The organism is Streptomyces lasalocidi (genome assembly GCF_005280215.1).
GTDB lineage: Bacteria > Actinomycetota > Actinomycetes > Streptomycetales > Streptomycetaceae > Streptomyces > Streptomyces longwoodensis.
On sequence record NZ_SZNQ01000001.1, the window covers coordinates 636,710 to 651,808 of the forward strand.

13 protein-coding genes are annotated in these 15,099 nt (G+C 72.9%); 6 read left to right on the forward strand and 7 right to left on the reverse strand.

The annotated features are described in order from the left end of the window. Positions 1-30: 30 nt before the first annotated feature. Together E4U91_RS02660 and E4U91_RS02665 are read right to left on the reverse strand one after the other, a co-directional pair. Positions 31-1,023 (reverse strand): polysaccharide deacetylase family protein, encoded by a 993-nt coding sequence (locus E4U91_RS02660; protein ID WP_137305020.1) that lies wholly within the window; start codon positions 1,021-1,023, stop codon positions 31-33. 34 nt (positions 1,024-1,057) lie between these two features. Continuing rightward, positions 1,058-2,041 carry a glycoside hydrolase family 11 protein gene (locus E4U91_RS02665; RefSeq protein ID WP_137305021.1) on the reverse strand — a complete coding sequence of 328 codons (984 nt, stop codon included), beginning with the start codon at positions 2,039-2,041 and terminating at the stop codon, positions 1,058-1,060. A 373-nt stretch (positions 2,042-2,414) separates the two neighbouring features. Here E4U91_RS02665 and mgrA point away from each other — a divergent pair, with 373 nt between their 5' ends. Beyond that, positions 2,415-3,458 carry an L-glyceraldehyde 3-phosphate reductase gene (mgrA, locus tag E4U91_RS02670; protein WP_067228274.1) on the forward strand — a complete coding sequence of 348 codons (1,044 nt, stop codon included), beginning with the start codon at positions 2,415-2,417 and terminating at the stop codon, positions 3,456-3,458. A gap of 49 nt (positions 3,459-3,507) precedes the next feature. Here the strand turns inward: mgrA and E4U91_RS02675 are convergent, their stop codons facing one another. Continuing rightward, on the reverse strand, positions 3,508-4,581 hold the full coding sequence (locus tag E4U91_RS02675) for an NAD(+)/NADH kinase (RefSeq protein WP_241678492.1): 1,074 nt from the start codon (positions 4,579-4,581) through the stop codon (positions 3,508-3,510). Between the two features lie 224 nt (positions 4,582-4,805). Between E4U91_RS02675 and E4U91_RS02680 the strand changes: the two genes are divergently transcribed. Then, positions 4,806-5,132, forward strand: a complete 327-nt coding sequence (locus tag E4U91_RS02680; protein WP_067228271.1) for an antibiotic biosynthesis monooxygenase family protein — start codon at positions 4,806-4,808, stop codon at positions 5,130-5,132. A 105-nt stretch (positions 5,133-5,237) separates the two neighbouring features. On the opposite strand, the gene E4U91_RS02685 is transcribed toward E4U91_RS02680, so the two are convergent. Then, positions 5,238-7,289, reverse strand: a complete 2,052-nt coding sequence (locus E4U91_RS02685; protein ID WP_137305023.1) for a discoidin domain-containing protein — start codon at positions 7,287-7,289, stop codon at positions 5,238-5,240. 137 nt (positions 7,290-7,426) lie between these two features. After that, complete coding sequence (locus tag E4U91_RS02690; protein WP_137305024.1) at positions 7,427-8,653, reverse strand: aminotransferase class V-fold PLP-dependent enzyme; 1,227 nt, start codon at positions 8,651-8,653, stop codon at positions 7,427-7,429. Between the two features lie 334 nt (positions 8,654-8,987). Between E4U91_RS02690 and E4U91_RS02695 the strand changes: the two genes are divergently transcribed. The 4 genes from E4U91_RS02695 (at position 8,988) to E4U91_RS02710 (ending at position 13,620) form a co-directional block, all read left to right on the forward strand. After that, positions 8,988-9,707 carry an FAD binding domain-containing protein gene (locus E4U91_RS02695; RefSeq protein ID WP_137305025.1) on the forward strand — a complete coding sequence of 240 codons (720 nt, stop codon included), beginning with the start codon at positions 8,988-8,990 and terminating at the stop codon, positions 9,705-9,707. Between the two features lie 67 nt (positions 9,708-9,774). Further along, positions 9,775-10,953, forward strand: coding sequence for a YihY/virulence factor BrkB family protein (locus tag E4U91_RS02700; RefSeq protein WP_137305026.1), 1,179 nt, complete (start codon positions 9,775-9,777; stop codon positions 10,951-10,953). 217 nt (positions 10,954-11,170) lie between these two features. Next, positions 11,171-12,598 carry a rifampin monooxygenase gene (gene rox, locus E4U91_RS02705; RefSeq protein WP_137310634.1) on the forward strand — a complete coding sequence of 476 codons (1,428 nt, stop codon included), beginning with the start codon at positions 11,171-11,173 and terminating at the stop codon, positions 12,596-12,598. Between the two features lie 86 nt (positions 12,599-12,684). Next, positions 12,685-13,620: a GNAT family N-acetyltransferase gene (locus E4U91_RS02710; protein WP_137305027.1), complete on the forward strand. Its 936-nt coding sequence runs from the start codon at positions 12,685-12,687 to the stop codon at positions 13,618-13,620. A 154-nt stretch (positions 13,621-13,774) separates the two neighbouring features. On the opposite strand, the gene E4U91_RS02715 is transcribed toward E4U91_RS02710, so the two are convergent. Continuing rightward, positions 13,775-14,200, reverse strand: a complete 426-nt coding sequence (locus E4U91_RS02715) for a hypothetical protein (RefSeq protein ID WP_137305028.1) — start codon at positions 14,198-14,200, stop codon at positions 13,775-13,777. After that, the gene (locus tag E4U91_RS02720; protein WP_137305029.1) at positions 14,197-15,090 is read right to left on the reverse strand and encodes an STM4011 family radical SAM protein; all 894 of its coding nucleotides are present in this window, start codon (positions 15,088-15,090) and stop codon (positions 14,197-14,199) included. The genes E4U91_RS02715 and E4U91_RS02720 overlap by 4 nt, the downstream gene beginning before the upstream one ends. Positions 15,091-15,099 lie beyond the last annotated feature (9 nt).

Consider the following 15,099-nt stretch of genomic DNA (forward strand, 5'->3'; position numbering starts at 1 on the left):
TGCGGCGGCGGTGACCGCCGCACCGGTCGGTCAGCTCGCGCTGCAGGAGACGGTGGGCCAGGTCCAGTTGCCGTTGTGCTGGATCGTCACGCCCCAGGTGTTGCCGCTGCCGTTGGGCTTCGCCACCAGCACCTGACTGCTCGGGAAGCTGGTGCTCACGTTCCAGGTGGACAGCACCTTCGCCGGGGACGGGACGTTCATCGTCACGGTCCAGTTGCTGGAACCCGAGACCGCGACGTTGAGGTTGTACCGGTCGCTCCACTGCTGCCCCGCCGACAGGGTCGCCGTGCACGTGCCGGTACCGCCACCGCCGCCACCGCCGCCGCCCGAGCCGCCGTCGGGGGCCACCGCGCGGCCGGTCTGCGGGGAGATCATCCCCGCGCACAGGCCGTGGGCGGCCAGTCCCTGGGCGATGCGCGGGATGGCGGCGATGGTGTTGGCCGGCCAGTCGTGCATGAGGATCACCTGGCCGTTGGTGAGCCGGCCGGCGGCCTGCACGATGGCGTCGGTGCTCGCGCCGTTCCAGTCCTGCGAGTCGACGTCCCAGATGATCTCTGTCAGGCCGTACTTCGCCTCGACGGACTTCAGCGTCGCGTTGGTCTCGCCGTACGGCGGGCGGAACAGCTTCGGCGTGCCGCCGCCCGCGTTGGCGATGGCCTGCTGGGTCCGGGAGATCTCGGAGTCGATCTGCGCCTGGCCGAGCTGGGTCAGGTGCGGGTGCGTGTAGCTGTGGTTGCCCACCCACATCCCGGCGTCGACCTGGGCCCGCACCAGGGACGGGTTGGCGGCGGCGTACTGCCCCTCGTTGAACATCGTGGCCCGCAGGCCGTTCTGCTTGAGGGCGTTGAGCAGGGACTGGGTGGTGCTGGACGGGCCGTCGTCGAAGGTGAGGCCGACGTACCCGTTGCAGGTGGCGGCCTGCGAGGGGGCCGCGCCGACGGTGAGGGTGCCCGCGGCGGCCAGGGCGGCCGCGGCGAGCGTGGAGAGCAGGGTGCGCAGCGCGGTGCGCTGTCTGCGTGCCATGGGAAGGGTTCCTTCGGCCGGGGGTCGGGGGGGGTCAGCTCGCGCTGCAGGAGACGGTGGGCCAGGTGTAGTTGCCGTTGTGCTGGATCGTCACGCCCCAGGTGTTGCCGCTGCCGTTGGGTTTGGCGACCAGCTGCTGGCTGCTCGGGTAGCTGGCGCTGACGTTCCAGGTGGACAGCACCTTCGCCGGGGAGGGGACGTTCATCGTCACGGTCCAGTTGCTGGAGCCCGAGACCGCGACGTTGAGGTTGTACCGGTCGCTCCACTGCTGACCCGCCGACAGGGTCGCCGAGCAGGTGCCGGTGCCGGTGCCGCCGCCACCTCCACCTCCACCACCGCCGCCGCCGCCCGAATCGGTGCCGCCGACCGTGATGTTGGAGCTGCCGCTGCTCTGGTAGCCCTCCGTCGCGAGGATCATGTAGTAGTTGAAGCTGCCGAGGTTCATGCCGGCGCGGGCCCAGGCGTCGAAGTGGTTGCCCGTGGTGATGGTCCCGCCGGTGCGCCGGGTCTGCCGGACGCTCCAGTACTGGTCGAAGGTGCGGGTGCCCTCGACGGACGGGGCGTTGTACCGGGTCGTCCTGTAGATGTCGTACGTCCCCCCGTCGCTGGTGACGGTGCCCATGAACGTGCCGGTGGGCCGGTAGGTGCCCCAGTTGTCGACGATGTAGTACTCGACGAGCGGGTTCGAGGTCCATCCGTACAGCGCCAGGTAGGCGTTGCCGGACGGGTTGAAGGTGCCCGAGTAGGTGACCGCGCGACGGCCGCCGTTGCTCCAGCCCTTGCCGGCGACGAAGTTGCCGCTGTTGCTCCAGGAGGTGCTGTAGTTGCCCCCGGAGCCGAGGTTCATGGAGACGCGGCCGCCGCCGTCGGTCCAGAACGAGTAGTAGTAGCCGTTGTTCGTGCCCGTCTGGTTCGTCGTGATGACGGTGTCGGCGCCGGCGGTACCCGGCGCGACGAACGCCACGACGGCTGCGAGCACCATGACGCAAGCGCTCCTGAACATCAGGAGTAGGCGCATGGACGTGGTCCTTCCAGGTGAAGGCGTGCGGGGCCTTGACGGCGAACAGTGTTGGTCTGGCCCTGACAACTGTCAACACTTTCGGTACTTGTTTCGAAAGATTCGCCGTGCTGGAAGTCCGCCGCGAACAGAGAATGCGCAGCTCAATGGGCACACACGACCCTGCTGAGCGATATCCTTCGACGAGTGCAGTGAAGAGCAGATCATTTACCTTCCCTCAAATCTCGAATGTTTCGGAAACAATTCCGGAGAATCCGTCCCTGACCATTCAGAAACGACACCGCTGAATGTGATCCGCGGGAAGGGTTGGACTTCCCGATCACGTCGGAGCAAGGTGGGCATCCCGCCCCCGCACCACCCCGGAGACCACCCGATGAACCACGTGGCGAACCCCGAGCGCTACGACGGCCCCATGCGTTACCGGCGCACCGGACGCTCAGGGCTGGACCTGCCGGTCCTGTCCCTCGGCTACTGGCACAACTTCGGCGACGACCGCGCCTTCGAGACCCAGCGCGAGATCGCCCTGCGCGCCTTCGACCTCGGGATCACCCACCACGACCTGGCGAACAACTACGGCCCGCCCTACGGCGCCGCCGAGAGCAACTTCGGCCGTCTGCTCCGGCGGGACCTGGCGCCGTACCGGGACGAGCTGGTGATCTCCACGAAGGCCGGCTGGGACATGTGGCCCGGTCCGTACGGCCAGGGCGGCGGGTCCCGCAAGTACCTGCTCGCCTCGCTGGACCAGTCGCTGCGCCGGACGGGCCTCGACTACGTCGACATCTTCTACTCCCACCGGCTCGACGCGAGCACGCCGCTGGAGGAGACGATGGGCGCGCTCGACACCGCGGTCCGCCAGGGCAAGGCCCTGTACGTCGGCATCTCCTCCTACGACGCCGAGCGCACCCGGGAGGCCGCCGCGATCCTCCGCGACCTCGGCACGCCCCTGCTCATCCACCAGCCGTCGTACAGCATGCTCAACCGCTGGATCGAGACGGAGGGGCTGCTCGACGTCGCCCAGGAGGAGGGCTTCGGCGTCATCGGGTTCACCGCGCTCGCCCAGGGTCTGCTGACCGGGCGCTACCTCGACGGCATCCCCGAGGGCTCGCGGGCCGCGCGGGGCACGTCGCTGGACCCGGCGTGGCTGACCGACGAGATGCGCGGCCGGCTGAACGCCCTCAACGACATCGCCGCCCGCCGGGGCCAGACCCTGGCGCAGATGGCACTGGCCTGGGCGCTGCGCGACCCGCGCGTCACCTCGCTGGTCATCGGCGCGTCGAGGACCGAGCAGCTGGAGCAGAACGTGGCCGCCCTGGACCGCCTCGACTTCACCGCCGAGGAACTCGCCGAGATCGACCAGCACGCCACCGACGGCGGCGTCGACCTGTGGCGCGACGCCCGGCTGGGCAACCTCGGCTGACGCGTCGGCACGCCGGCGCCGCGGGGCGCGCCTCGCCTCCTCCCCGCGCTCAGTCCTGCGGTGCGGCGCCGTCCGGTGCCGTGACCAGGCTCAGGTGGGCCATGTCCCCCGGCGGCGGGGTGGTCACCGACCAGAAGGGGGTGGGGGTGCCGTCGGCGACCGCCGCCGGGGCGTCCGTGAGGTTCATGCGGTCGCGCAGGCGGCCGTAGAAGTCCATGGGGCCCAGGCGCACCGCCCGCAGCCGGCGCTGGGCGGCGTAGACGCCGATCCAGTCGCCCGGCTCCAGGACGCCCCGCACCTGGCCGTCGATGCTGACGGCCGCCCGGCCGGAGCGTTCGAGGACGCGCAGGCCGACCGGCTCGTCGGGGGCGGTGACCACCGACCGGTTGAACGTCATGTGCGGGGCGACCGGTGTGAAGACGAGGGCCTCCGCGCGCGGCGAGACCACGGGACCGCCGGCGGCGAAGCTGTAGGCGGTCGAGCCGGTCGGCGTGGCCACCAGCAGCGCGTCGGCGGAGTACGACGCGAGCAGCCGGCCCGAGACGTAGACGCCGACCGACACCTGGCGGTCGCGGGCCAGTTTCTCCAGGACGACGTCGTTGAGGGCGGTGACGTGCAGCGGGACGCCCCACTCGTCGTCCACCGCGCAGTCGGTGCGCACGGCGGGCGGCGGCAGCAGCGGGCCGCGCCCGTAGCGCATCAGCGACTCGACGTCCGGCGGCATCTCCAGGCGGCGCGAGGCGCGCAGCGTGAGGAGCATCCGGGTGTCCGGTTCGAACCGGTCCTCGCGCACCGCGTCCAGCGCCTCGCGCACCGAGGCGGCCGACACCTCGGTCAGGAACCCGACCCGGCCCAGGTCGACCCCGAGGACCAGCGCGTCGTTCTCGGCGGCCAGTCGCGCCCCGCGCAGGAACGTGCCGTCGCCGCCCAGCGTGACGACGAGGTCGGGATCGCCCGCGGCGGCGACCTCCTCGCGGGCGCTGCGCCGCCCTCCGTCGTGCCACACGTCGATGTCGGTGCACTGGACGCCGTACCGCGCGCACCAGGCGCGCACCACGTCGGCCGCCTGTACGGCCTCCGGCCGTCCGCCGTGCACGACCAGGCCGAGCCTGTTCACTGCCACCGCTGCCTCCCGGGCCGCTCGTCGTGTCGGTGCGCGGGTGCCCGTCACGTCGCCGTTCATCTCTGCCCGCCCCGCCCCGGCGGATCACCGGGACGGGGCCGACGGGTGGACGCGCGTCCGGTGCCGTCCGCCCGCGGTGCGCGCCCCGCCGTGTAGCAGACTGATCGCATGCGGCCCGGCGGCAGGACGTGCGGGCCGGACCCCGACCGGCGAGAGGTGTCCACGTGTCCGTCGTGAAGATCAATGTGCTGACCGTTCCGGAGGAGCAGCGGGAGGTGCTGGAGAAGCGGTTCGCGTCCCGGGCCGGCGTCGTGGAGTCGCAGGACGGGTTCGAGTGGTTCGAGCTGCTGCGGCCGGTGGAGGGCACGGACCAGTACCTGGTGTACACCCGCTGGCGCAGCGAGGAGGACTTCCGGAACTGGATGTCCGGCCCCATGCAGGCGGCGCACCGCGGCGGCGGCGAGGGCGGCGAGCGCCCGCGCCCGGCCGCTTCGGACTCCACCGTCTGGTCCTTCGAGGTGGTCCAGCAGGCGGCACCGAAGGCGGGCTGACCACGTGCGGCCGGGCGGCGGCCGGGGCCCGGCTCCTCCAGCCGGTGCCGACGGCCGCCGTCGGGCCGGGCGGGGGGGAACCGGAGCCCCTCCCGGCAGGGCGGTTCAGTCGCTGTGGACGGTCATCTCGTACAGCGAGTAACCCCAGTTCGTGCCGCGCTGCACCCCGTGGACGCGCACCCAGCGGGCCGGGGTGCCGGCGAAGGTGGCCGTGTCCAGGCCGCCGTCGCCCGTCGTGGTGGACCAGACGGTCCGCCAGGTGGTGCCGTCCGTGGACAGCTCGACGCGGTACGACCTGGCGTACGCCCGCTCCCAGTCGAGGGTGACCCGGCCCACCCGGTGGGTGGCGCCGAGGTCGGCGGTCAGCCACTGGTCGTCGCTCCAGTCGGCGGCCCAGCGGGTGTCCCGGTTGCCGTCCACCGCCCGGCCGGGCGCGTAGCTGGTGAACGGGTTCCACTCGGTCGAACTGGCGGTCGCCGTCGCGCCGTCGGCGAGGTTCACCGCCGCCTGGTGGTGTTCCGTCGCGCCCCAGGTGCCGAGGTAGGACTCGGCGCCGCGGAACAGGTCGGCGGCCACGTCCTGGCCGCCGACCTGACGGATGTCCTCGATCCAGTCGGGGATCAGGCCGGCGTGGGCGCCGCCGTCGGTGTTGACGTCCCAGGTGCGCTCGCCGGTGACCTGCCGGTCGAGGACCGAGCCCCCGTCGACGCTGCGGAAGGGGTACGTCACCCGGCGCGGGGCGTCGGCGCCGCGCGGGGCGGGGTGGGAGCCGACGCCGTTGAAGTCGGTGCCGTAGCCGTAGCCCACGCCGTAGCGGTCGCGCAGCGCCTTGGTGCGGGCGGCCTCGGCGACGAAGCCCTCCGAGCCGTGCATGTACTGGGCGACGAAGCCGCCGAGGCGGTACACCCGCTCGGTCCAGTCCATGTCCATCCAGCTGTGCGAGGAGAGCACGCCGGGGTAGCGCGCGGACTCGAAGATGTCGAGCGCGCGGCCGACGGCCTTGACGCTCATGTGGTCGATCTCCAGCATCATCTTGCGCTGCATCATGCCGTGCACCGCGTACTCGCCCAGGGCGGTGAGCCCGCGGGTGTTGCACTGCGCGTCACTGTCGTACCGCGGGACCGAGGTGCCCGCCGGCAGGTCGGCCTCCGCGGCGGACGGCTGGGTGCCGATGGGGTTGTCGTGCTGCGGGCCGGTGCACTTCTCCGTCTTCCAGAAGGTGCCGGTCGACAGGAACTGCCCGACGTTGATGGCCGTTCCGAGGCCGCCCTCGTCGAAGCGGACGCCGCACAGCGCGTTGTCGAACTTGTGGCACAGGAACATGCTGCGCACGCCCAGCGCGTAGAGCTCGTCCAAGCCCTTGTCGATGTCCGCCTTGCTGCACTGCGGGAGGTCCAGCACCTGCTTGCAGCCGAACGGTTCGGACGTCTCCACGCCCAGGACCACGGCGAGTTTGCCCTGTTCGATCACCTGGCGGGCCTGCGCGCTGTCGGTGACGACGCGGAACCAGCCCTTGCCGGTGCCGCCGTACATCCGGTCGACGTACGCCTGGAGGTCGTACGTCAGCTTCGCCTGGAGCCGGATCGAGGTCATCTCGTCGCAGCTGCGGTCCTTGAAGAAGTAGACCGAGCAGATCACGCCGTTGGTCACGAGGTCGTTGACGAGGACCCGCTGGCCGCCGCGCCAGGCCCGCTCCACCCAGGCGTAGTAGTTGGCCTGGTGGGTCATCGAGTCGTAGGCGGGCCAGTCCTTGAACGTCGGCCAGCCGACCGGGTCGTGCCGGCCGTCGCCGCCGTGGGTGATGTAGTCGAAGACCGCGAGCGTGCCGTCGGGGTAGTGCTCGGGGCAGTCCTTCAGGGCGTCGGCGACGCCCGCCTCGGAGAACACCTTGCCGCAGATCAGCCGGCCGCCGAACGCCTCGTTGGAGAACAGGTGGTCGTGCGCGTCGACGAACCCGCGCACCTCGCCGCCCGGCGTCGTGCCCCGGAACGGCTCGCCGGTGACGCCGATCTGCGAGTCCGGGTCGGGGCGTGCGGTGGGCAGCCACCAGGCGTCGTCGGCTCCGGCGGCGGTGGCCGGTGCCGGGCCGAAGGTGACGGCGAGGACGAGGAGCAGCAGTGCGAAGACCACGGTGTGCGGGCGTCGGGCGTCTGTCACGGTCCACGTCCCTCGGTCGGCGGGATGGCGCGGTCGACCCCCATGATTGTCATGACCAGCGCAACATTGCTGACGCAGGATCACCACTGGCCCGCTCCCCCGTCAAGAGCCGTGCCGCAGTTGGGTGTTACGAGGGGTTACAGCCCGGTCGGCGCCTCGCGCGCCCAGCGACGGACCACCGGCACGCACCGCTCGGCGAACCGCTCGTAGTCCTCGGGGGTGTTGTAGACGTGGGCCGACAGGCGAAGGTAGCCGACGCCCGCGAAGCTGGTGAACGCGGCCTCCGCGCCCAGCTCGGCGGTCGCCCGGTCGCGCAGCGCGTCCGCCTCCAGGCGGGTGGCGGCCAGCCCCTCGGGGAGCCGGACCAGCCGCATGCCGGGCACGGGCATCCCGACGTCGACCGCCCGGGCGCCCGCCCCTTCGAAGGCCTCCGCGACCACCCGCGCGCCGTACTCGGCCAGTTCGTCCAGGTAGCGCCGGGCGGTGTCCCAACTCCAGGTGTGCTCCACGAAGTCCAGGGCCGTGGGCGCGGCGAGGCAGCCGGTGGCGTCCAGGGTGCCCTGGTGGTCGAAGCGGTCCGGGTAGGGCTCGGCGGCACCCCAGGAGTCGATCAGCGGGTACAGCTCCTCGCGCAGCGGACCGCGCGCGACCAGGGCCGCCGTGCCGCGCGGGGCGCAGCCCCACTTGTGCAGGTTGCCCACCCACGCGTCGCAGACCAGTCCGTCCAGGGGCGCGGCGAGCAGCCCGGGCGCATGGGCGCCGTCGACCAGGAACGGCACGCCGAGCCGGGCCGCCTCCGCGCCCACCGCCCCCACCGGCAGGCGGCGGGCGGTCGCCGAGGTGATCTGGTCGAGGACGACGAGCGCGACCCGTTCGTCCACCTCCGCCAGCACCGCCTCGGACGCCTGCCGGGCGTCGGCGTCCAGGGGCACGCGGGCCGTGCGCACCCGGCCGCCCCAGCGCCGGGCCAGCCGCTCCGCGCCCATCGTGACGGCGCCGTAGCCGTGGTCGGTGACCACCACGTCGCCGCCGGGGCGGGCGGCCAGGGCGGCGTGGACGACGCTCGCCCCGGCGCTGGCGTTGGGCACCAGGGCCAGGTCCCCGGCGTCGGTGCGCAGGAAGTCGGCGATCCGGGCCCGTGCGGCGGCGATCCGGCCGGGCAGGGCCGGGAACCAGGCGACCGGCGCACGCTCCATCTCGGCCCGCAGCTCGTTCTGGCGCTCCTGAGCCACCCGGGGCACGGCACCGAAGGAGCCGTGGTTCAGGTGCAGCATCCCGGGGTCGAGGGTCCACGCCCGGGCGACGGGGCTTCCGTCGTCCAGCGACAGCGGACGGGGTGCGACGACGACGTCGGCCTGGCTCACGTCACTCCTCACGCGCCCGGAGGGGCACTGGCGGGCACCGGTGGAAGGGGGCGCGGTCACGATACCCAGGGTGGATGGGGGTGGTGAGGCGTGGGGCGGGGGCTCTCGCGCTCGGGGGGATGGGATCGGCATCGGCGGGTCGGCGGTGGCGCGCCGGGCGGGCGGGCGAACGGGCCCCACGTGGGCCGCGCCTCCCCCGGGGGGCGCACGGCGCCGGAGCGTGAACCCTGGATGCGCCCCGGGCCCGCCGGGGACAATGCCGGTCACCACTGATCACGAGGTCGCGGGGCGCGTCGCGTCGCCGTGGGCCCGTCGGGAAGGCAGGTCTGCCGCTGTGTTGTTGCGTCTGCCCACGTCCCTGTCCGAAGCGCGGGAGTGCGTCGCCGAGGGAGCCGTCCCGATCGGCGGGGCCACCCTCGTGTGGGCCACCTTCCAGCGCGACGGCTTCCCCGAGCAGGCGGTGTCCCTGCGGCAGCTGCCGCAGGCCACGGCGATCGGGCCCGACGTGCTGGGCTCGGCCGTGCGGTTGCACCAGGTCGACGACCGGGTGCCCGAGGTGCTTCGCGCCGCGGCGGCCACCGTGGGCACGGGCGCCGTGCGCCGGACGGCGACCGTCGGCGGGAACATCGTCGGCAGCACCCTGCGCTGCCTGCTGCCCGCGGCCCTCGTCCTGGACGCCCGGGCCACCGTGCTGGAGCAGTCGGGCGCCTACGAGACCGACCTGGCCGAGGTGGTGGAGAAGCGTCAGCTCCTGCTGAGCATCCGCTGGCGCGCGCCCCTCACCAGCGGCTACCACAAGGCAGCCGGCGAGGCGGGCGGACCGCCGCCCCTGGTGGTCGCGAGCGCGGTGCACGCCGAGGGCGGCGAACACCACCTGCGCGTCGCCGTCCGCGACGGGTACGACGTGCTCCGCGCGACCGTGTCCTGTGGCACCGGCGTGGACCCGGTCCTCGACGCGCTGGAGCGCTCCGAGCTCGCCGCGCTCCCCTCCGGCGTCCGGGAGACGGTCCACGCCCACGTCAGGGACGTCCTGGCCCGCTCCGGCGACCGCTGAGGGACAACGGACCTCCCGCGCCCGGCCGGTGGGGAGTGGACCGCCGGGCGCGGGTTACCCGCAGGGCATGGCTCGCTTCCCCAGGCTTGGACACAGAGACACCGACGAGACGCCCGACCGCACGGCCGGGCCCCGGGCTGCCGCGGAACGGGAGTCCCCGCAGCGCTCCAGGAACGACGAGGTACAACGGCACGACGCCGCGGGCGAGGAGCGCGACGGCGCGACCGACGACGACCGCTACGGGCCCGACGAGGAGGTCGAGCAGGCCGCGCCCGACAGCCCCACCGCCCTGCCCCGCCACTCCTGGGGCAAGGTCCTCAAGGGCACCCTGCGGGAGTTCAAGGACGACGAACTGACCGACCGGGCCGCCTCGTTGACCTACTACGGCGTGCTGTCGCTGTTCCCGGCGCTGCTGGTGCTCGTGTCGGTGCTGGGCATCACGGGCAAGTCGGCCACCGACAAGGTGCTGGACAACCTCCGCCAGCTCACCCCGGGTTCCGCGCGGGACATCGTCACCCGCGCCGTGGAGCAGTTGCAGGGCAACGCGGGCACCGGCTCCGTGATGGCGATCGTCGGCCTGGTGCTGGCGGTGTGGTCGGCGTCCGGCTACGTCGCCGCGTTCATCCGCTGCGCCAACGCCGTCTACGACATGCCCGAGGGGCGGCCGGTGTGGAAGATCCTGCCGATCCGGGTGGCCCTCACGGTGGTCCTGATGGTGCTGGCGGTCGTCAGCGCGCTGATCGTGGTGTTCACCGGCGGCATCGCCCACCAGGCCGGCACCGCGCTCGGCATCGGCGACACCGCGCTGACCGTGTGGTCCATCGCCAAGTGGCCGGTGCTGGTCGTCCTGGTCACCGCCATGATCGCGATCCTGTACTGGGCGAGCCCGAACGCCAAGGTCAAGGGCTTCAAGTGGATCACCCCGGGCAGCTTCCTGGCGCTGCTGGTCTGGCTGATCGCCTCCGCCGGGTTCGCGTTCTACGTCGCCAACTTCGCCTCGTACAACAAGACCTACGGCACCATGGCCGGCGTCATCGTCTTCCTGGTGTGGCTGTGGATCAGCAACCTCGCCATCCTGCTGGGCCTGGAGTTCGACGCGGAGACCGCCCGTCAGCGGGCCGTCGCCGGGGGGTTCCCGCCCGACGCGGAGCCGTACACCGAGCCGCGGGACACGCGGACCTGGGACGAGCAGGACCGACGACGCCTGGACGAGACGCTCCCCGAGCAGCTGCGCCCGGCGGAGTGATGCGCGCACCGCACCCGGCGGAGTGATCCGGGGCGTGGCGTGATCCGGGGCGTGGCGTGATCCGGGGCGTGATCCGGGGGAAAAAGCAAAGGCAAGGAGTTCACGCACTCCTTGCCACTCTCAAGTTATAGCGCACAGGGGGGCTTGCGGCAAGGGCCCCGTCATGCCGCAGAATCACCGGCCTGAACCGGGAACTGCGGACATGGCGGGGTTTGTGATGATCGATGTGATGGTGGCCGGTGCCGGACCGACCGGGCTGATGCTGGCCGCGGAGCTGCGCCTGCACGGTGTGGGGGTGCTGGTGCTCGACAAGGAGGCGGAGCCGACGCCGGTGGTCCGCGCGTTGGGCCTGCACGTGCGCAGCATCGAGGTGATGGACCAGCGCGGGTTGCTCGACCGGTTCCTCGCCCACGGCAAGCAGTACCGGGTCGGCGGGTTCATCGCCGGCATCGACAAGCCCTGGCCCGACCGGCTGGACACCGCGCACGGGTACGTCCTCGGGATCCCGCAGCCCGTCACCGACCGCCTGCTGGCCGAGTACGCGGTCGAACTGGGCGCGGAGATCCGGCGCGGCTGCGCGCTGGTCGGCCTCGAACAGGACGACGAGGGCGTCACCGCCGAGCTGTCGGACGGCACGCGGCTGCGGGCGCGGTACCTGGTCGGCTGCGACGGCGGCCGCAGCACGGTCCGCAAGCTGCTCGGGGTGGGCTTCCCCGGCGAGCCCAGCCGGGTCGAGACACTGCTGGGCGAGATGCAGGTGGGGGTGGACCAGGAGACGCTCACCAGCGTGATGACCGAGGTGCGCAAGACCCAGAAGCGGTTCGGCTTCGGGCCCCTCGGGGACGGCTTCTACCGGGTGGTGGTGCCCGCCGAGGGGGTGGCGGAGGACCGTACGGTCCCGCCGACCCTGGAGGAGTTCCAGCGGCAGTTGCGCGCGGTCGCCGGCATGGACTTCGGGGTGCACTCCCCGCGCTGGCTGTCCCGCTTCGGCGACGCCACCCGGCAGGCCGAGCGCTACCGCGTGGGCCGGGTGCTGCTGGCCGGCGACGCGGCCCACGTCCACCCGCCGACCGGCGGGCAGGGCCTCAACCTCGGCATCCAGGACGCGTTCAACCTCGGCTGGAAGCTGGCCGCCGAGGTGGCCGGGTGGGCACCGGAGGGGCTGCTGGACACCTACCACGGCGAACGCCACCCGGTGGCCACGGCGGTACTGGACCACAGCCGCGCGCAGCTGCACCTGATGTCGACCGAGCCGGGTCCCCAGGCGGTGCGCCGGCTGGTGTCCGAGCTGATGGACTTCGAGGAGGTCAACCGCTACCTGATCGCGAAGATCTCGGCCCTCACGATCCGCTACGACTTCGGCGAGGGCCCCGATCTGCTCGGCCGGCGGATGCGGGACGTCCAGCTGAAGCGGGGCCGCCTGTACGCCGAGATGCACCGCGGGCGCGGTCTGCTCCTCGACCAGGCGGGCCGCCTGTCGGTGGACGGCTGGGCCGACCGCGTGGACCACGTCGCCGACGTCAGCGAGGAGGTGGACACCCCGGCGGTCCTGCTGCGTCCGGACGGCCACGTGGCGTGGCTGGGCGAGGACCAGGAGGGCCTGCGGGAGTCCCTGGCGCGGTGGTTCGGCACGCCGACCGGCTGAGGACGCTCCGCGGTACCAGGACCGAGCGGGCCCGGGCCCGGGGAAAAGGCGTTGCGGGCGGAGGACGTACGGCCGACGCTGGCCGCATGTCCTACGCCCTGCGCCCCGCCGCGCTCGACGACGCCCCCGCCGTGACCGAGTTGCTGAACGCCGTCGACGTGCTGGAGATCGGGCGGCCGGAGACGGACCTGCACACGGTCGAGGCCGACCTGAAGCACCCCGAGGTCGACCTGGCGCGGGACTCGTGGCTCGCGTTCGACGCGGAACGGCTCGTGGCCTACGGCCTGTTGTGGGACGACTCCGGGGGTGAGCGCATCGACGTGGACCACTACGTGCTGCCCGGCCACCAGCGGGCCGGGGAGCTCGTGCTGGACGCGTTCCAGGCGCGGGCCCGGGAGAGGGCGCGGGAGAACGGCGCCGGGCGGGCGGTGGTGCACCTGCACCTCAACGTCCGACCCACGCTCGACGTCCGGCTGCTCCAGGAGCGCGGCTGGGGTGTCGTACGGCGGTACCACGTGCTGCGGCGGCCGCTGGACCCGGCCGGGGACCGTCCGGTGCCGCCGCCGTCGGGCGTACGCGTCCGGGCCTGCACCGCGCCGGCCGACCGGGCGCGCGTCCACGCGCTGTACCAGGCCGCGTTCGCCGACCACTTCGACTTCCAGGCGCGCGAACTGTCCTCCTGGCTGCACGACATCGACGCGGGCGGGCTCGACTGGTCGCTCGTGTGGATCGTCACCACCGACGACCTCGGCGACGCGGGTTTCCTGATCGCCCGTGACGACCGTGCCGCGATGGGCTGGATCCGCAGTGTCGGCGTGCTGCGCGAAGCACGCGGGCGCGGTCTCGGAGGGCTGCTGCTGCGCCAGGCGTTCGCCGCGTTCGCGGCGCGGGGGCGGGACACCGTGGGGCTGGGCGTGGACACCGCGAACACCACCGGGGCGCCCGCGCTCTACGCCCGCCACGGGATGACCGTCCACTACGCGGTCGACACGTGGGAGGTCGCCCTGCCCTGCCGCCCGTGAGCCGCGCTGGCTCAAAAAGCTTGCGTGCATCCACATTTGACGCGACGTCGCGTCCTCCCCCGCATCAAAACATCATGCCGGGGAGGACGCGACGGTGGGCCGGGTCGGCGCGGGCGCCGCTGTGCGGCCCGGCGCGCCTGTCGTCGCCAGGACGTCAGATCCGGCCGTTGGTGAGGCGCGTGAGCGGCCCCTGCGGCTGGTGGCCGGAGCGGCGGCCCAGCGCGTACGACGCGGCGCTCAGCGCGGTGATGCCGGCGCCGACGCCCGCGGCGACCAGCTTGCGGTGGGCGATCACCGTCCAGGCCGTCTTGGCGGTCGCCGCGACGTGACTCGAGGCGGTGATGACGGCCTTGCGGCCCGTGGCCACGGCGTCGGCGGCCGAGTGGGCGACACCGCTCGTCGCGTCCGCGGCACGCGCCGCGCCGCCCTTGGCCGTTGACGCCGCGTCACCGGCGGCGTCGGCGGTCTTCTTCGCCGTCTGGGCGGCCGGGGCGGTCGCCTTGCCCGCCGTGCGGCGGGTCTTGGACGCCGTCTGCCGGGCGGCGGACTGCTTGCTCGTGTCGTTGTTCGTTTCACTCATGGTAGTCGCATACCCCCGCGGGGCGCGGCAAACGTGGGTCCGTGGGCCGGCCGCGCGGGGACGCGTTCGAGGACGCCGCCCGCGAACTCGTCGTACAGCGGCAGGGTTTCGAGGTGGACGTAGCCGATGTGGCAGTCGCACACGGCCAGGGGGCAGGGACGCGGGCGCAGGGCCGTGCGGTACGAGCCGTCGTAGAGGTTGCCGAGCTCGGTGCGCACGAAGTGGCAGCGGCGCACCGTGCCCTCGCCGTCGACGGAGACGACCGACTCGCCGGTGCGGCAGGGCAGCCCGGCGCTGGCGTGCGGGTGGCGGCTGTAGGGGAAGAGCGGGTCGAGGGCCGTCCACCGGTCGGCCTCGGCGTCGTCGTAGGTGTGGCCCTCGGCCGCGTTCACCCAGAGGTAGACGTGCGCCGGCAGGTCGGCGCGCAGGCGGCGGGCCGCGTCGAGGTGCTCGGGCAGGCCGACGACGCCGACGCTGTGGCGGATCCCCCGGTCCGCCAGGTCACGGCACTTGGCGACGAAGCGGTCGTAGGGGGTCTGGCCGGGGTGGTAGGTGCACCACAGCGCAACGGTGTCGGGGTCGGCGTCCGCGAGCCAGTCGGTGCGGCAGCTCAGGTTGGTCTGGATGGCGACGCGCCGCACGTGCGGCAGCCGGGACAGGTCGACCAGGGCGCGCCGGTACCAGGACCGCACCAGGCCCTCGCCCCAGGGGGTGAACAAGATCGACAGGCGGTCGCCGGTCTGGCCGGCCGCCCAGCCGGTGAAGCGGTCCAGGCAGGCCCGGTCCGCGCGCAACTGCTCGCTGCTGTCGCGCCGCTTGGCGAACGGGCAGTACGGACAGTCGTAGTCGCACGAGGCCAGCGGCCCGCGGTACAGGATCGTCAGGTCCATGGGGCGGCG

Coding starts and splice junctions, on each gene's coding strand:
- E4U91_RS02700 (WP_137305026.1), top strand. CDS start 9,775: ATGGCTCGCTTCCCCAGGCTTGGACACAGAGACACCGACGAGACGCCC.
- E4U91_RS02720 (WP_137305029.1), bottom strand. CDS start 15,090: ATGGACCTGACGATCCTGTACCGCGGGCCGCTGGCCTCGTGCGACTAC.
- mgrA (WP_067228274.1), top strand. CDS start 2,415: ATGAACCACGTGGCGAACCCCGAGCGCTACGACGGCCCCATGCGTTAC.
- E4U91_RS02660 (WP_137305020.1), bottom strand. CDS start 1,023: ATGGCACGCAGACAGCGCACCGCGCTGCGCACCCTGCTCTCCACGCTC.
- E4U91_RS02715 (WP_137305028.1), bottom strand. CDS start 14,200: ATGAGTGAAACGAACAACGACACGAGCAAGCAGTCCGCCGCCCGGCAG.
- E4U91_RS02710 (WP_137305027.1), top strand. CDS start 12,685: ATGTCCTACGCCCTGCGCCCCGCCGCGCTCGACGACGCCCCCGCCGTG.
- rox (WP_137310634.1), top strand. CDS start 11,171: ATGATCGATGTGATGGTGGCCGGTGCCGGACCGACCGGGCTGATGCTG.
- E4U91_RS02665 (WP_137305021.1), bottom strand. CDS start 2,041: ATGCGCCTACTCCTGATGTTCAGGAGCGCTTGCGTCATGGTGCTCGCA.